This is a genomic window from Kitasatospora acidiphila (genome assembly GCF_006636205.1).
In the GTDB taxonomy this organism is placed as follows: domain Bacteria; phylum Actinomycetota; class Actinomycetes; order Streptomycetales; family Streptomycetaceae; genus Kitasatospora; species Kitasatospora acidiphila.
This window is the reverse complement of the sequence record NZ_VIGB01000003.1, coordinates 1,656,358-1,671,544: the sequence shown is the minus strand read 5'-3', so window position 1 is coordinate 1,671,544 and position 15,187 is coordinate 1,656,358. Positions and strand designations below refer to the sequence as shown.

Genomic DNA, 15,187 nt, shown 5'->3' with positions numbered 1-15,187 from the left:
CTGGCGGTGTGGGTGGCTTGTCGGGCCCGGCCGCGCTGGCTGGTGGTGTGGCCGGCCCGTTGGACCCGGCCGCCCTGGCCGGCGGTGTGGCCGGCCCGGCTGCGCTGCGCCCGTTGCTGGACACCGTGCTGACCGCGCTCGCCGCCGGTGCCATCGAGCGCGGCGGGCCGCTGCCGGCCGGGCTGCCGGGGGAGTTGGCGCAGCGGGTGAGTGCAGCGCTCAGGCCCGACGCGCCGTCAGCCGATGCGCTGGCCGACCTCACCCGCCTGCTCGTCCACGGCGCGGCCGATCCCGCCGACCCGGCCTGCGCCGCCCATCTGCATTGCCCTCCCCTGGCGGTGGCGGTGGCCGCCGACCTGGCGGTCAGTGCGCTCAATCCGTCGTTGGACTCCTGGGACCAGGCGCCGGCCGCCACCGTGCTGGAGACCGAACTGCTGGCCGAGCTGGCCGAGTTGGTCGGCTATCAGCCGCAGCAGGCGGCCGGGGTGCTCACCTCGGGCGGCACCGAGTCCACGCTCATGGCGCTGATGCTGGCCCGGGACACCGTGCTGGGCGCCGCCGGCTCCCGGCCGGAGCTGGACGGCATCGATCCGGCCCGGCGGCCCCGGCTGTTCGCCTCGCAGGCGGCGCACTTCTCGGTGCAGCGCGCCGCCGCCGTGCTGGGCCTGGGGGAGCGCGCGGTGGTCGGCGTGCCGGTCGACCATGCGCAGCGGCTCGACCCGCGGGCGCTGGCCGAGGCGCTCGCCGCGAGTGTGCGGGCAGGTGAGACCCCGGTGGCCGTGGTCGCCACGGCCGGCACCACCGACACCGGCGCGATCGACCCGCTGCCCGCCTGTGCGGAGCTGGCCGCCGAGTACGGCGCCTGGCTGCACGTGGACGCGGCCTACGGCGGTGGCGCCCTGCTCTCCGATCGGCTGGCGCCGCTGCTGGCCGGCATCGACCGGGCCGACTCGGTCTCACTGGACTGGCACAAGCTCGGCTGGCAGCCGGTCGCCGCCGGGGTCTTCCTGGCTCGCCGCGCCGAGAGCTACGCCTCGCTGGCCCGCCGTGCCGCCTACCTCAATCCGGCGGACGACGAGGCGGCCGGCTACCCGAGCCTGCTCGGGCGTTCGCTGCGCACCACCCGGCGGGCCGACGCGTTCAAGATCGCGGTCACCCTGCGCACCCTGGGCCGGGCCGGCCTCGGCCGCCTGGTGGACCGCTGCCACCGGCTGGCCCGCTATGCCGCCGAACGGATCAGGGCCACCGCCGAGTTCGAGCTCCACGGGGAGCCGACCCTGACCACGGTGGTCTTCCGGGTGCGGGACGTGGGCCGGCGCAGGAGCGGGAGCCAGGACCAGGGCCGGGTTCGCGGCTGGGAACAGGACTGGGGCAATGCCGAGTTGCGGCGCCGGCTGCTGGAAACCGGCCGGGCGGTGCTGGGCCGGGCCGAACTGCCGGTCCCGGGCGCGGAGTCGGCGGCCCCGGCGGTCTGGTTGAAGCTGACCTTGCTCAATCCGCACGCCACGCAAGCCCAGTTGGACCAGCTGCTCATCGAAGTACTGCGTACCGCACGGGAGTTGGACTGACCAGCCGGATCCGTCAGTTGCTCAACCCCAGCAGGATCGCCCGGGTGCGCTCCCAGGTGTGCGGGTCGCAGGCCACCAGGAGCCCGTCGACGCCGCCGGGCGGGTCGGCGCGGTACGGCGAGCCGTCCAGGCGGGCCGAGACGCCACCGGTCTCCCGGATCAGCAGGGAACCGGGCGCGTGGTCCCAGGGGAGGGTGTGCCAGTAGAGCAGGAACTCCAACTCGCCGTCGGCGACCAGCGGGTACTCCATCCCGGCCGAGCGGCGGCCGGTGGTGAGCTGCCCGAAGGCCGGTATTCGGGTGTCGAGGCCGGGAAAGAGGCCCGGGCGGCGCAGATAGTGCTTGACCGAGCCGCGCCACTTCGCCGGATCGTCGGCGGCGGGCGGGCGGGTCAGCCGGCGCCCGTCCCGCCAGGCCCCGGCGCCCAGCTCGGCGACATAGCTGGTGCGGGTCATCGGCTGCCAGATCCAGGCGGCCACCGCCTCGCCGTCCCGGATCAGCGAGGCCATCACGGCGAAGTCGGGGCGGCCGGCGACGAAGTTGGCGGTGCCGTCGACCGGGTCGACCAGCCAGCAGGCGGGTTCGTTGTGCAGGGCCCGGGCCAGCGCGGGGTCGGCGGCCACCGCCTCCTCGCCGACCACCGGCACCGGCAGCAGCTCGCGCAGTCGGCGCGCGATGATCAGCTCGGCCTCGCGGTCGGCGACGGTCACCACGTCGCCCGGGGCCTTCTCCATCACCTCGCCGGCCGCCAGGGCGCGGAACCGCGGCTCGACGGCCTCGGCGGATGCCTCGGTGAGGATCTCCGCCACCTTCTCCATGAGCACGCGCCTACGCTCCCTTCGCTCGGTACCACTCTCCCACGGCCGCCCGGCCGCGACCTGCGGCGGCCACCGGTGCGGAAGCGGTGACCGTGCGCTGGTCGGCGGTGCCGCGCGCCGTGACCGTGCGCTACTCCGCGGTGCCGCGCGCCGTGAGCCGGGCCACCTGACGTCGTCCCAGCTCCGTGGTCCGGCGCATGTGGCGGATCAGCAGCTCCAACTCGGCCTCGTTGTCCTGGTCGAAGAGGGCGTCCCAGTCGACGGCCAACTCGCGCCAGAGCGCCCCGAACCGGACCATCGCCTCCGGGACCGGCTGGACCAGGACGCGGCGCCGGTCCTGCGGGTCGCGCTCCCGGACCACGTAGCCGGCCTTGGTCAGCCGGTCCACCAGCCTGGTGGCCGAGCCGCTGGTCAGGCCGGTCAGCTCGGCGATGCGGCCGGTGGTGACCGGGCCGTCCTCCAGGGAGAGCAGGTTGAGGCACTGGACGTCGGTCGGATGCAGCCCGAAGTGGTCGGCGACGGCCTGGTTGAACAGCACGTAGGAGGCGACGTAGCGGCGGGATTCGGCGCGCAACTCGTCCAGCAGGGCTTCACGGGTCATGGGTGGCCTCCGGAGTGCGATGGGGCGTGCGATTAATTAGTTGCGTCGCGCAGATGATCGACGCTACGTTATCTGCATGACACAGGAATTCTACGCCCAGTCACTTCCCGTCGCCGTGACCGGGGCCACCGGTACCCAGGGCGGTGCCGCCGTTCACGCCCTGCTGTGCGCCGGGCGCACCGTCCGGGCGCTCACCCGGGACGTCACCTCCCCGGCCGCCGCCGCGCTGCGCGAGCTCGGTGTGGACGTCGTGCGGGCCGACTTCGACGAACCCGAGTCGCTGCTCGACGCACTGCGCGGTGCCGGCGCGCTGTTCGCGATGTCCACTCCGTTCCGTACCGACCTGGAGACGGAGGTCCGCCAGGGCATCGCCCTGCTGGACGCGGCCCGGGCCGCGGGCACCGTCGCGCACGTCGTCTTCACCTCGGCCACCAATGCCGACCTCGGCACCGGCATCCCCCACTTCGACAGCAAGTGGCGGATCGAGCGGCACCTCGTCAGCCTCGGCCTGCCCTGGACGGTGCTCGGCCCCGGCGCCTTCATGGAGAACTACGCCAACGGCTGGACCCTCCAGTCGCTGCGTGAGGGCTACTTCTCGATCCCGATGCCCGTCGACCGGCCGCTTCCGGTGGTCGCGGCGGCCGACATCGGCGCCATGGCCGCCCTCGCGCTGACCGATCCGGAGCGGTTCGCCGGCCGGCGGATCGACCTGGCCTCGCAGTGGCGCACCCCCGCCCAGATCGCCGCCGCCATCTCCGCGGCCAGCGGGCGCGAGATCACCGCCCGCGAGGTGCCGTTGGCCGTGGCCGAAGGCTACTCGCCCGACCTGGCGGCGATGTTCCGCTACTTCCAGGAGGTCGGTCTGACGGTGGACATCCCCGCGCTGCACCATGACTACCCGCAGATCGACTGGCACACCTTCGAGAACTGGGCGGCGGCCCGGCAGTGGAACCTCGACGCAACCGCCGGTCAGCCCTGACGCCGCCGCAGGACCTCGTCGTACTCCGCGTGCACCCGGCGGTCCATCGCCAGCCCGAACTGCGCATCGGCGACGGTGCGCGCCAGCGGCCGGACCCGCAGCAGCTGCTCCGTGAGGTGCGCCGCCTCGCCCGGGGGTAGCGGCTCGTCCCCGGTGAGCGCGCCGAGCAGCTGATCGCGGATCAGGCCGACGAAGACCTCCGCCATCGCGTCCGCGTACTCCTGCGCCTTGCGGCTGACGTCCAGCACGGCGGCGAGCGGAATGTCCTCCTGGATCAGCGCCACCGTGGCCTCCATCAGCCGGCGGCTGATGTGGGTGATGCCGTCCTCGGTGACGGTGATGTAGCCCTGGGCCATGGATTCGGCGGTGTTGGCCTCGGTCAGCTGGTCGCCGAAGGCCTGTGCCAGTTCGTCCCAGCTCATCGAGACCGGCGTCTCGTTGGACCAGGGGGAGATGATGGCGTCGGCCAGGCCGATCAGCTCCGCGACGTCCCGCCCGCTCTCGCCGGCGCCGATCAGCTCGGCGATGCCGCCCAGGGTGTGGCCGCGCTCCAGCAGTTCGGCGATCATGCGCAGCCGGGACAGGTGGGCCTCGCCGTACCAGGCGATCCGCCCTCCTTGCGCGGCGGCGGTAGCAGCTTGCGCTCGCGGTAGAAGCGCAGCGTCCGGGTGGTGATGCCGGCGGCCGCGGCCAGCTCCTCCACCCGGTACTCCCGTGCGGGCTGCTCCGCCGGCCGCTCGTCGATCTCCGCCACACGGCTCAGCATAGGGCGCGGGCCCTGGAATTCGGCCATGCCGGACCCCTTACGAGATTCAGTGTCAACAGCTACCCTCCCATCGTGCCAGTAATTACTGGCACGATCATCGCCGTGCCGTCCTGCGGGACCACCGGTCTCCGGGACGGGACGGACGGCACCTAAGCTCACCCACGAACTCCGAGGTCCGAGCCCCCACCCCGCGTGTGCACCAGAGAGGACCCGCATGGCCGCCCGAACCCCCAAACCGCGCAGCGCCCAGCCCACCGACCCGCCGCATGTGCGAGTCGTTGTGATCGGTTCCGGCTTCGGCGGCATCGGCGCCGGGGTGCGCCTGCGCCGCGCCGGGATCACCGACTTCGTGATCCTGGAGCGGGCCGACTCGGTCGGCGGCACCTGGCGCGACAACAGCTACCCGGGCTGCGCCTGCGACGTGCCGTCCCACCTCTACTCGTTCTCCTTCGCGCTCAACCCCGAGTGGCCGCGCAGCTTCTCCGGCCAGGCGGACATCCGCGCCTACCTGGAGCGGGTCACCGACACCTACGGGCTCCGGTCGCACCTGCGCTTCAACCACGAGGTCGTCGAGGCCCGTTGGGAGTCCGACGAGGCCCGCTGGCGGGTCACCACCAGCCAGGGGCAGTGGACCGCCGACGCCATCGTCTCCGCCACCGGTCCGCTCTCCGAGCCGCAGATCCCGGAGCTGCCCGGGCTGGCCGACTTCCCCGGCAAGGTCTTCCACTCCTCGCAGTGGGACCACGACTACGACCTGGCCGGCAAGCGGGTCGCGGTGGTCGGCACCGGCGCCTCGGCGATCCAGATCGTCCCGTCGATCCAGCCCAAGGTGGGCCGGCTGACGGTCTTCCAGCGCACCCCCGCCTGGGTCCTGCCGAAGGTCGACCGGGAGATCAGCGCACTGGAGAAGGCCCTGCACCGCGCCGTGCCGGCCACCACCGCGCTGCGCCGGGCGGCGCTCTTCGCCGTCCGCGAGATCCAGGTGGACGCGTTCGTGCGGCGCCCCGCGCTGCTCAAACTGGTCCAGCGGATGGCCGAGCGGCAGATCGCCCAGCAGATCAAGGACCCGGCGCTGCGCGCCAAGTTGACGCCCGACTACCGGATCGGCTGCAAGCGGATCCTGCTCAGCCAGAGCTACTACCCGGCGCTGGCCGCCCCCAACGCCGAGGTGGTCACCAGCAGCCTGCGCGAGGTGCGCGGCAGCACCCTGGTCGCCGCCGACGGCACCGAGACCGAGGCCGACGTGCTGATCTTCGGCACCGGCTTCCACGTGACCGACATGCCGGTCGCGTCCCGGATCTTCGGCGACCGGGGCCAGACCCTGGCCGATGCGTGGAAGGACAGCGGGATGGAGGCGCTGCGCGGCACCACCGTGCACGGCTTCCCCAACCTGTTCTTCGTGATCGGCCCCAACACCGGCCTGGGCAACAGCTCGATGATCCTGATGATCGAGTCCTCGCTGACCTACATGGTCGAGGCGCTGACCACCCTCCAGTCGCTCGGCGCCACCGCCCTGCACCCCACCGAGCGGGCCCAGCGGGTCTGGAACCAGCGCCTGCAGCACAAGATGGCGCGCACCGTCTGGACCACCGGCGGCTGCCGCAGCTGGTACCTCACCGAGGACGGCAAGAACACCACCCTCTGGCCCGGCTCGACCAGCTCCTACCGCCGCGCCACCCGGCGCATCGACCTCGCCGAGTATGAGCTGATCAAGCGTCAGATCCCGTCACAGCAGCGGGTGATGGCATGAACGACTACCTGCTTCCGGAGCCGGCCGAGCGCCGCCGGATCCGCTCCGCCGACGGCCACTGGATCAATGTCGAGTCCTTCGGGCCCGCCGGCGCGCCGCTGGTGGTGCTGGCGCACGGCTGGGCCTGCGCGATCGCCTTCTGGGCACCGGTGATCAACCGGCTGGCCGCCGACCACCGGGTGGTCGCCTACGACCAGCGGGGGCACGGCCGCAGCGACATCCCGCCCACCCGGCACGGCTACTCCACCGATGCGCTGGCCGACGACCTGGAGGCCGTGGTCACCGCCGTGGTGCCGGCGGGGGAGCGCGCGGTGCTCGCCGGGCACAGCATGGGCGGGATGACCATCATGGCGGCCGGCGACCGGGCCGCGATCGCCGAACGCACGGCCGCCGTGCTGCTCTGCAGCACCGGACCGGCCGATCTGGTCCGCCTGGCCCGGCTGGCGCCGCGCTGGCTGCCGACCGGGCTGCGCCGCCTGTTCCATCGTCAACTGCTCAACTCCCGGCTGCCGTTGGGCCCGATCACGGCACCTGGCAAGGCGGTGCTGAAGTTCGGGGTGATGGGCCCGGAAAGCGGCCCGGAGGCGGTGCGGGCGTGCGCCGAGGTGGTGCACGCCTGCCCGAGCGTGGTGCGGGCCAACTGGGGGCGGGTGCTCCGCGAGTTGGACGTCCGAGCGGGCCTGGCCCGGCTCGCCGCGCCCACCGCCGTGCTGGTCGGCAGCCACGACAAGCTCACCCCGCCGCCGCACACCGAGACGATGCTCGCCGCCCTCGCCGAGCCCGACGGCCGGCTCCTGCTGCCCGGCGCCGGCCACATGTCCCCGGTCGAGCGCCCCGACGAGGTCGCCGCCGAGCTCCGCCGACTGGTCACCACCCACCTGCCCACCGAGAGGACCGATGTCGCATGACCACCGTTCCGCCGCTGCACTCCCAGGTCGTCGTGGTCACCGGAGCCGCCCGCGGGCTGGGCGCGCTGATGGCCCGCAAGCTCGCCGACCGCGGCGCCAAGGTCGCGCTGGTCGGCCTGGAGCCCGAGGAGCTCAAGGCCGCGGCCGCGCTCTGCGGACCGGACGCCGGCTACTGGGAGGCCGACGTGACCGACCTGGAGGGGCTGAGCCTGGTCGCCCAGGCGATCAAGGAGAAGTACGGCCGGATCGACACCGTGGTGGCCAACGCGGGGATCGCGATCGGCGGTCCGATGCTGGACAGCGACCCGGCGGCCTACAACCGGGTGATCGAGGTCAACCTGCTCGGCAGCATCACCACCGCCCGGGCGTTCCTGCCCGCGCTCGCCGAGTCGCACGGCTACCTGCTGCAGATCGCCTCGCTGGCCGCGCTCACCCCGGCCCCGCTGATGAGCGCCTACTGCGCCAGCAAGGCGGGGGTGGAGGCCTTCGCCCACTCGCTGCGCGCCGAGGTCGCCTACCAGGGGATCAAGGTCGGTGTCGGATACCTGAGTTGGACCGACACCGACATGGTGCGCGGCGCCGACCAGGACGAGCTGATGCGCGAGATGCGCGCCAAGCTGCCGTGGCCGGCCAACCGCACCTACCCCATCGGCCCGGCGGTGGACCGGCTGGTCGCGGGCATCGCCCGCCGCTCCCCGCACGTCTACGCCCAGGCCTGGCTGCGCGGCATGCAGCCGATGCGCTGGGTGCTGCCGAGCCTGGTGGCCGTGGTCGGCTCCCGCGAGGTGGCCCGGATGGCACCGCGACTGGCGCTGACCGCGGTGAGCCGGATGCACGCGGTCGGCGCTGGCGGTGCGGCCGACGAGGCGGCGCGGCGGCTCCGGCGGCCCTGAGCGGGCCGGTCGCCCAAGGCGTCGTGCGCGGCGGCCTTGGGCGCCTGCTCCGATCGAGCGGTAGGATCGCGCCTGCACCCCTGGCCGGTCACCCAAGGTGACCGGCCGCCGGCCGGGTCGCACGGCCCCGATCGCCTCCGGCCGGGTCGCACCGCCCCTGATCGAAAGGCCCGCCCCGCCGATGGCCCCCCGACTCTCCGTCGTCGTCCCGGTGTACAATGTCGAGCGCTACCTCGAAGAGTGCCTCGACTCGATCGCGGCCCAGACCTTCGCGGACTTCGAGTGCGTGATGGTGGACGACGGCTCCACCGACTCCAGCGCCGCCATCGCCGAGGCCTACGCCGCCAAGGACGCCCGGTTCCGGCTGGTCCGCCAGCAGAACAAGGGCCTGGGCGCGGCCCGCAACACCGGCTGGCGCAACCTCGCCGAGGGCACCGAGTACCTGACCTTCGTGGACAGCGACGACACCGTGCCGCCGCACGCCTACCAGCTGATGATCGGCACGCTGGACGAGACCGGCTCCGACTTCGCGTGCGGCAATGTGCTGCGGTTCCGCTCGGTCGGCTACTACCAGTCCGGTGCGCATGTGAAGCCGTTCCGCGAGACCCGGCTGAAGACCCACGTCACCGCGCTCCCGGCGCTGGTCACCGACCGCACCGCCTGGAACAAGGTCTACCGCCGCAGCTTCTTCGACGGCGCCGGCATCCTCTACCCCGAGGGCATCCTCTACGAGGACGCGCCGGTCAGCGTGCCGCACCACTACCTGGCCGGGAGCGTGGACGTGCTGAGCGACCACATCTACCACTGGCGGGAGCGCGAGGCCGGCGAGGTCTCGATCACCCAGATGCACACCAACCCCAGGGCCTGGTGGACCGGGTCCGCTCGATGGAGCTGGTCCGCGAGTGGCTGTCGTCCCGCCCGGAGCCCAAGTTCCGCGAGTACCTGGACTCCTACGACCACAACTGCCTGGTCGAGGAGATCCCGATGTTCTTCTGGTGGCTGCCGGAGGGCGACAAGAACTACCGCAAGCTCTACCAGGAGCACGTCAGCCGGCTGCTCCGGGCGATCGGCGTCGAGCGGGTCGCCGACTTCCGCAGCGGCCCGGCGAAGCTGAAGTACCAGCTCACCCTGGCCGACCGGATGGACGAGATGGTCGCGCTGCAGCGGGTGCACCGGCTCTACCGGCGGGCCCGCAAGGCCGCGGCCCGGCAGTCGGCCCAGCCGCCGGCGCCGACCCCGGAGGCCGTGCGCGGCTAGTACGGCAACGGTGTTCGCCGTGTCGGGGCTCCAGCTCTCGGGCTGGGGCCCCGCTGTCGTCCACCGCCTGGAGTAGCGGCCGGGGGTGTGCCGTGCCAGCGTTGAGAGCAGGAGGCCTCCGACCGGGTCGCTGAACCAGCGACAGTCTGCTCCTTAAGGAGACCGGAAATGGGCAGTAGTGTCAGTATGTCGCCGGGGGGCGCTGAGACATATCGGAAGCCGTTCGCGACCGGCTGGACCATGTTCGCGGGTTGCCTGATGATCTTCGGTGGCCTGATGGCGGTGTTCGAGGGCATCTCCGCGATCGCCAACCACACCCGGTACGTGATCACCGGCAACTACGTCTACAGTTTCAACGTCACCGGCTGGGGCTGGTTCCACCTGATCCTGGGCATCCTGATCATGCTCGCGGGCGTCGCGCTCTTCACGGGTGCGGTGTGGGCCCGGGTGATCGGCGTGGTCGTCGTCGGCTTCAACATGGTCGTCAACTTCCTCTGGCTGCCGTACTACCCGGTCTGGGCCATCGTGCTCATCGGCGTCGACGTCTTCATCATCTGGGCGCTGACAGCCGGTACGCACAGAGTGGAACCACCCAGGGAATACGTGGCACCGCCGCCGCCTCCCAGCGCCGGGGCACAGCCGCCGCCACCGCCTCCCCACTGAGGCACGTTGCCGTACAGTCGGCGGCGGCACGCGGATAGGGCCGCGTGCCGCCGCTGCGGCCCACCCGCTAGCGTCGGGTCATGACAACTGCCCTCATCACCGGCGCCACCGCCGGGCTCGGTGCCGCCTTCGCCCGCCGACTGGCCAGGGAAGGCCACGACCTGGTGCTGGTCGCCCGGGACACCAAGCGCCTCGACGACGCCGCGACCGAACTGCACGAGCGCTACGGCGTCCATGCGCAGGTGCTCACCGCGGACCTCGCCACCGAGGCCGGGATCGGCGCCGTCGAGGACCGGCTGCGGGATGACGCCCGGCCGGTGGGGATCCTGATCAACAACGCCGGCTTCGGCAACCGCGGCACCTTCCTCCAGGTACCGCTGGAGGCCGAGTTGGACATGCTCAAGGTGCATGTGGAGGCCGTGCTGCGGCTGACGGGCGCAGCACTGCCGGGGATGCGGGAGCGCGGCTTCGGGGGAGTGGTGAACGTCGCCTCGGTGGCCGCTTTCGTGCCGCGCGGCACCTACGGGGCGACCAAGGCCTGGGTGGTGAGCTTCACCCAGGGCGTGGCGCGCGACCTGGCGGGCACCGGCGTGCGGCTGATGGCGCTCTGTCCGGGCTTCGTGCACACCGAGTTCCACCAGCGGGCCGGGATGGGCACCAAGAACATCCCGTCCTGGGCCTGGCTGGACGCGGACCGGGTGGTGGACGAGGCGATGCGCGACCTGGCCCACGGCCGGGCCGTCTCGGTGCCCAGCAAGCGCTACAAGCTGGTCGTGGCGCTGGCCCGAGTGCTGCCGAGCGGGCGGCTCGGCAAGATGTCCAGCAAGGCCGGCCGGAAGTACTGACGGGGTCACCCCGGCCGGGGCGGAATATTCGGTGACGGTAGCTCATTATTAGTTACGCTAACAATGAGCTATCCTCGCCAAGATGGCCGTGCCCAGTGCCGGCCAACCCGTCCGCGTCCCGCCTGGAGGTCTCGTGAGGCCCGACCGCATCGACTGGACGCCGCCCGCGCGCGCTGCGGGCGAGCCTCGCCCGCCCGCCCAACTGCGGCGGATCCTGCGCCTGTTCAAGCCCTACCGCGCCCGGCTGGCCGTCGTCGGCCTGCTGGTGGCCGCCTCCGCGGTGGTCTCGGTGGTCACGCCGTTCCTGCTGCGTGCCGTGCTGGACACCGCGATCCCGCACGGCCGCACCGGCCTGCTCAGCCTGCTCGTCCTCGGCATGATCGCCGCAGCCGTGGTCAACAGCGTCTTCAACGTGCTGCAGACGCTGATCTCGACCACCGTCGGCCAGCGGGTGATGCACGATCTGCGCACCGCCGTCTACGCCCATCTGCAGCGGATGTCGCTGGCCTTCTTCACCCGCACCCGCACCGGTGAGGTGCAGTCCCGGATCGCCAACGACATCGGCGGCATGCAGTCCACCGTCACCTCCACCGCCACCTCACTGGTCTCCAACCTGACCAGCGTGGTGGCCACCGTGGTCGCCATGGTCGCGCTGGACTGGCGGCTCACCGTGGTCTCACTGGTGCTGCTGCCGGTCTTCGTCTGGATCAGCCGGCGGGTCGGCCGGGAACGCAAGCGGATCACCTCCGAGCGGCAGAAGCAGCTCGCCGTGCTCTCCTCCGCCGTCCAGGAGTCGCTGTCGGTCAGCGGCATCCTGCTCGGCCGCACCATGGGGCGCTCCGACTCGCTCTCCCGGTCGTTCGCCGAGCAGTCCGACCAGCTCGCCGACCTGGAGGTGCGCTCCAGCATGGCCGGGCGCTGGCGGATGAACATCATCCAGATCGTGATGGCCGCGATGCCCGCGCTGATCTACTGGGCGGCCGGCCTGACCGCCCACCACGGCGCCCCGCTGATCTCCATCGGCACCCTGGTGGCCTTCGTCTCGCTGCAGCAGGCGCTGTTCCGCCCGGCGGTCTCGCTGCTCTCCACGGGCGTCGACGTGCAGACCTCGCTGGCGCTCTTCCAGCGGATCTTCGAGTACCTGGACCTGCCGGTGGAGCTCGCCGAACCGGCCGAGCCGATCCGGCTGCCCCGGGTGCGCGGCGAAGTCCGGCTGGAACGGGTCGACTTCGGCTACGACACCGAGCAGCCCGCCGGCACCCTGGCCGGCATCGACCTCACCGTGCCGGCCGGCAGCTCGCTGGCCCTGGTCGGCGAGACCGGCTCCGGCAAGACCTCGCTGAGCTACCTGGTGCCCCGCCTCTACGACGTCACCAGCGGGCGGGTCACCATCGACGGCGTCGACGTGCGCGAGCTCGCCTTCGACACCCTGGCGGCCTCCGTCGGCGTGGTCTCCCAGGAGACCTACCTGTTCCACGCCTCGATCGCCGAGAACCTGCGGTTCGCCAAGCCCGACGCCACCGACGAGGAGCTGGTGGCCGCCGCCCGGGCCGCGCAGATCCACGACCACATCGCGAGCCTGCCGGACGGCTACGACACCCTGGTCGGGGAGCGCGGCTACCGCTTCTCCGGCGGCGAGAAGCAGCGGCTGGCGATCGCCCGGACGGTGCTGCGCAACCCGCCGGTGCTGATCCTGGACGAGGCCACCAGCGCGCTGGACAACCGGACCGAGCGGGCGGTGCAGCAGGCGCTCGACGCGCTTTCGGCCGGCCGCACCACGATCACCATCGCCCACCGGCTGTCCACGATCCGCCAGGCCGACCAGATAGCCGTGCTCGACCACGGCCGGGTGGTCGAGCTGGGGACCCATCGGGAGCTGCTGGAGCTGGGCGGCCGCTATGCCGCGCTGCTGCGCCGGGAGGGCGGCGACCAGGCGGCCGCGGGGTCGGCGCCGGTCGGGTCGGAGCCGGTGGGGTCGGACGCGGTGGAGTCGGAGTCGGCCGGGGTGGGGCTGGAGCCGGTGGGGGTGCTGGCCGCTCAGGCGGCCTTGGGCACCTCGTTGTAGACCTCGGCCAGCTCCTGGCCGGAGAGCGCGTGGATGGCCGCCATCACCTCGTCGGTGACCTGGCGGCGGACCCGGGCGTTGCGCTCCTGGCCGTGCAGGTGGGAGAAGTCCAGCGGCTCGCCGAACTTGACCGTCACCTTGCGGATCCGGGGGCGGCGGGTGCCGACCGGCTGGATCTCGTCGGTGCCCGCCAGCGCCACCGGGACCACCGGCACGCCCGCCTTCAGGGCCAGCCAGGCCACCCCGGTCTTGCCGCGGTAGAGCCGCTTGTCCAGCGAGCGGGTGCCCTCCGGGTAGATGCCGAACGCCTTGCCGTTCTCCAGCACCGCCAGGGCGGAGTCCAGCGCCACCTGGGCCAGGTGGATCTCGCCGCGCTTCACCGGGACCGCCTCGATCGCCTCGAAGAAGCCGCGCATCACGCGACCCTTGAAGCCCTTGCCCTGCCAGTACTCGACCTTGGCGAGGAAGCTGATCGGACGCGGTGCGGTCAGCGGGATCACCACGCTGTCGATGAAGGACAGGTGGTTGCTGGCCAGGATCACCCCGCCCTTGCGCGGCACGTTCTCCAGACCCTCGACGACGGGCCGGTAGACCGCCTTGGAGAACGGCTTGAGCACCAGCTTGGTGATGATCTTGATCATGTGTCCCTCCCCGGTCACCGGCGCTGTCCGGATCGGCGTTACCGGCCGGTTACTTTTCCGAAGGCCCCTTCATATCATCTGTGCCGGGTCCTTGGCTCCTGGTGCCCGCGGATCGGTCGACCAGGGCGCAGTGGTCGGTCAACCGCGGCGCAGCAGTCGGCCGGCCCGGCGCAGTTCGTCGTAGCCGCGCCGGCTGCCCCGCGCCGCGAGCCGGTACTGAACGCCCGTCACCCCGCCTGGGAACCGGTAGCCGTCCGGGCGGTGGGCGGCGAAGTGCTCGCCGATCCGGCCGAAGAACTGGCCGCGCAACTCGGTCGGGACCAGGCCGGGGGAGTCGTAGACGGTCAGTGCCTGCTTGACGGTCCGTTCGAAGGCCAGGGTGCGCAGGTCGGCGAGCTCCGGGTGGCGGTCCAGGAAGGCGAAGATCGCGTTGTACTGGGCGAAGGCGTCGGCGTGCTTGGGGGAGGAGGTCGCGGTGATCGCCCCCGGCCGGCCGCGGCGGTAGTTGTAGCAGGGCAGGTCCAGGTAGCGCAGCCGGGTGGCGGCCATCAGCGCCGGATAGGTGACCGAGATGTCCTCGTAGTAGCCGCGGCCGAAGGCGACGCCCAGGTCGTCCAGATATGCCCGGCGGAACACCTTGTTCCACACCGACAACACCGTGCGCAGCAGTGAGGGGTGAGCCCGCAGGGTGCTGCCCTCGGGAGTCTCCAGCGGCGACCCGGCCAGCAGGTGGCGCCAGGGGTTGGGCTCGGTGCTGTCGTCCGGGTAGACGTGGTTGAAGCCGGTGATCAGCACGTCCAGCGGCACCTCGGCGGCGCGCTCGGTCCGCAGCTCGGCCAGCACGGCGTCCAGGGCGCCCTCGGGCAGCCAGTCGTCGCTGTCCACGAACCACACGTACTCGCCGGTCACCTCGGGCAGTGCGGCGATCCGGGCGCCGCCCAGGCCCTGGTTCTCGGTGAGGTGGAGCACCCGCAGCCGGGGGTCCCGGGCGGCGTACTCGTCCAGGATCGCGCCGCAGCCGTCCGGGGAGAGGTCGTCGACCGCGATGACCTCGAAGTCCTGGGCCTGCCGGCCGGCCAGGATGGAGTCCAGGCAGTGCGGGAGGAAGCGCTCCACGCCGTGGACCGGGACGACGATGCTGAGGAGGGCTGGCACGCTCTTCCTGTCCTCTGTTCTCCGGGCTGGGGCCGCCCGCCGCGGAGCGGGGCGCCTGACTTCGTCACTCTACAGAGGCAACGGTGACCACCGGAGCGACGGTGACCGTCAGGACCGTCAGGGCAACGGCGACCATGAGACGCAACAGTGACCGTGAGACGCAACGCTGACCGTGAGGCGTGACAGTGGCTGTCAGGCGCAACAGTGGTTGTCAGATGCAACGGCGACCGCCGGTGCCGCACCAGCGGGAGGCGCACGGCACCGGCAGTCGGTTGTGGC

General features: G+C 72.2%; 14 protein-coding genes and 2 pseudogenes. 10 read left to right on the top strand and 6 right to left on the bottom strand.

The features are described from left to right. Positions 1-8 precede the first annotated feature (8 nt). Positions 9-1,568 carry a pyridoxal phosphate-dependent decarboxylase family protein gene (locus tag E6W39_RS08445; RefSeq protein WP_228718028.1) on the top strand — a complete coding sequence of 520 codons (1,560 nt, stop codon included), beginning with the start codon at positions 9-11 and terminating at the stop codon, positions 1,566-1,568. Positions 1,569-1,581: 13 nt separating this feature from the next. Here E6W39_RS08445 and E6W39_RS08440 read toward each other — a convergent pair whose 3' ends face one another. Next, positions 1,582-2,385 (bottom strand): inositol monophosphatase family protein, encoded by an 804-nt coding sequence (locus E6W39_RS08440; RefSeq protein WP_181799675.1) that lies wholly within the window; start codon positions 2,383-2,385, stop codon positions 1,582-1,584. A 130-nt stretch (positions 2,386-2,515) separates the two neighbouring features. After that, positions 2,516-2,986, bottom strand: coding sequence for a MarR family winged helix-turn-helix transcriptional regulator (locus E6W39_RS08435; RefSeq protein ID WP_141632996.1), 471 nt, complete (start codon positions 2,984-2,986; stop codon positions 2,516-2,518). A gap of 76 nt (positions 2,987-3,062) precedes the next feature. On the opposite strand from E6W39_RS08435, the gene E6W39_RS08430 reads away from it, so the two are divergent. Then, positions 3,063-3,965: an NmrA/HSCARG family protein gene (locus E6W39_RS08430; protein WP_141632995.1), complete on the top strand. Its 903-nt coding sequence runs from the start codon at positions 3,063-3,065 to the stop codon at positions 3,963-3,965. On the opposite strand, the gene E6W39_RS08425 is transcribed toward E6W39_RS08430, so the two are convergent. Together E6W39_RS08425 and E6W39_RS43440 are read right to left on the bottom strand one after the other, a co-directional pair. After that, positions 3,956-4,534, bottom strand: a complete 579-nt coding sequence (locus E6W39_RS08425; protein WP_323809173.1) for a MerR family transcriptional regulator — start codon at positions 4,532-4,534, stop codon at positions 3,956-3,958. The two genes, E6W39_RS08430 and E6W39_RS08425, sit on opposite strands and share 10 nt — an antisense overlap. Before the next feature lie 3 nt (positions 4,535-4,537). Continuing rightward, a pseudogene (locus E6W39_RS43440) lies at positions 4,538-4,731 on the bottom strand (MerR family transcriptional regulator); the annotation flags it as partial. A 214-nt stretch (positions 4,732-4,945) separates the two neighbouring features. Here E6W39_RS43440 and E6W39_RS08420 point away from each other — a divergent pair. The 8 genes and pseudogenes from E6W39_RS08420 (at position 4,946) to E6W39_RS08390 (ending at position 13,112) form a co-directional block, all read left to right on the top strand. Beyond that, the gene (locus E6W39_RS08420) at positions 4,946-6,481 is read left to right on the top strand and encodes a flavin-containing monooxygenase (RefSeq protein ID WP_141632994.1); all 1,536 of its coding nucleotides are present in this window, start codon (positions 4,946-4,948) and stop codon (positions 6,479-6,481) included. Further along, a complete protein-coding gene (locus tag E6W39_RS08415) occupies positions 6,478-7,389 on the top strand; it encodes an alpha/beta fold hydrolase (protein ID WP_141632993.1) in 912 nt (303 codons plus the stop codon). The genes E6W39_RS08420 and E6W39_RS08415 overlap by 4 nt, the downstream gene beginning before the upstream one ends. Then, the gene (locus E6W39_RS08410) at positions 7,386-8,282 is read left to right on the top strand and encodes an SDR family oxidoreductase (protein WP_141632992.1); all 897 of its coding nucleotides are present in this window, start codon (positions 7,386-7,388) and stop codon (positions 8,280-8,282) included. The genes E6W39_RS08415 and E6W39_RS08410 overlap by 4 nt, the downstream gene beginning before the upstream one ends. A gap of 181 nt (positions 8,283-8,463) precedes the next feature. After that, positions 8,464-8,961, top strand: a pseudogene (locus E6W39_RS41125) (glycosyltransferase family 2 protein); the annotation flags it as partial. A 305-nt stretch (positions 8,962-9,266) separates the two neighbouring features. Continuing rightward, complete coding sequence (locus E6W39_RS41120) at positions 9,267-9,539, top strand: hypothetical protein (protein ID WP_228718027.1); 273 nt, start codon at positions 9,267-9,269, stop codon at positions 9,537-9,539. 168 nt (positions 9,540-9,707) lie between these two features. Then, positions 9,708-10,202, top strand: a complete 495-nt coding sequence (locus tag E6W39_RS08400; RefSeq protein ID WP_456152132.1) for a DUF7144 family membrane protein — start codon at positions 9,708-9,710, stop codon at positions 10,200-10,202. Between the two features lie 80 nt (positions 10,203-10,282). Continuing rightward, positions 10,283-11,047 (top strand): SDR family NAD(P)-dependent oxidoreductase, encoded by a 765-nt coding sequence (locus E6W39_RS08395; protein WP_141632990.1) that lies wholly within the window; start codon positions 10,283-10,285, stop codon positions 11,045-11,047. 82 nt (positions 11,048-11,129) lie between these two features. Further along, the gene (locus E6W39_RS08390; protein WP_181799158.1) at positions 11,130-13,112 is read left to right on the top strand and encodes an ABC transporter ATP-binding protein; all 1,983 of its coding nucleotides are present in this window, start codon (positions 11,130-11,132) and stop codon (positions 13,110-13,112) included. Here the strand turns inward: E6W39_RS08390 and E6W39_RS08385 are convergent. Next, entirely contained in the window at positions 13,085-13,753 is a 669-nt protein-coding gene (locus E6W39_RS08385) for a lysophospholipid acyltransferase family protein (protein WP_141632988.1), read from the bottom strand. The two genes, E6W39_RS08390 and E6W39_RS08385, sit on opposite strands and share 28 nt — an antisense overlap. Positions 13,754-13,891: 138 nt before the next feature. After that, the gene (locus E6W39_RS08380; RefSeq protein WP_141632987.1) at positions 13,892-14,908 is read right to left on the bottom strand and encodes a glycosyltransferase family 2 protein; all 1,017 of its coding nucleotides are present in this window, start codon (positions 14,906-14,908) and stop codon (positions 13,892-13,894) included. Between the last annotated feature and the right edge of the window lie 279 nt (positions 14,909-15,187).

Coding starts and splice junctions, on each gene's coding strand:
- E6W39_RS08440 (WP_181799675.1), bottom strand. CDS start 2,385: ATGGAGAAGGTGGCGGAGATCCTCACCGAGGCATCCGCCGAGGCCGTC.
- E6W39_RS08435 (WP_141632996.1), bottom strand. CDS start 2,986: ATGACCCGTGAAGCCCTGCTGGACGAGTTGCGCGCCGAATCCCGCCGC.
- E6W39_RS08430 (WP_141632995.1), top strand. CDS start 3,063: ATGACACAGGAATTCTACGCCCAGTCACTTCCCGTCGCCGTGACCGGG.
- E6W39_RS08425 (WP_323809173.1), bottom strand. CDS start 4,534: ATGATCGCCGAACTGCTGGAGCGCGGCCACACCCTGGGCGGCATCGCC.
- E6W39_RS08420 (WP_141632994.1), top strand. CDS start 4,946: ATGGCCGCCCGAACCCCCAAACCGCGCAGCGCCCAGCCCACCGACCCG.
- E6W39_RS08415 (WP_141632993.1), top strand. CDS start 6,478: ATGAACGACTACCTGCTTCCGGAGCCGGCCGAGCGCCGCCGGATCCGC.
- E6W39_RS08410 (WP_141632992.1), top strand. CDS start 7,386: ATGACCACCGTTCCGCCGCTGCACTCCCAGGTCGTCGTGGTCACCGGA.
- E6W39_RS41120 (WP_228718027.1), top strand. CDS start 9,267: ATGTTCTTCTGGTGGCTGCCGGAGGGCGACAAGAACTACCGCAAGCTC.
- E6W39_RS08400 (WP_456152132.1), top strand. CDS start 9,708: ATGGGCAGTAGTGTCAGTATGTCGCCGGGGGGCGCTGAGACATATCGG.
- E6W39_RS08395 (WP_141632990.1), top strand. CDS start 10,283: ATGACAACTGCCCTCATCACCGGCGCCACCGCCGGGCTCGGTGCCGCC.
- E6W39_RS08390 (WP_181799158.1), top strand. CDS start 11,130: ATGGCCGTGCCCAGTGCCGGCCAACCCGTCCGCGTCCCGCCTGGAGGT.
- E6W39_RS08385 (WP_141632988.1), bottom strand. CDS start 13,753: ATGATCAAGATCATCACCAAGCTGGTGCTCAAGCCGTTCTCCAAGGCG.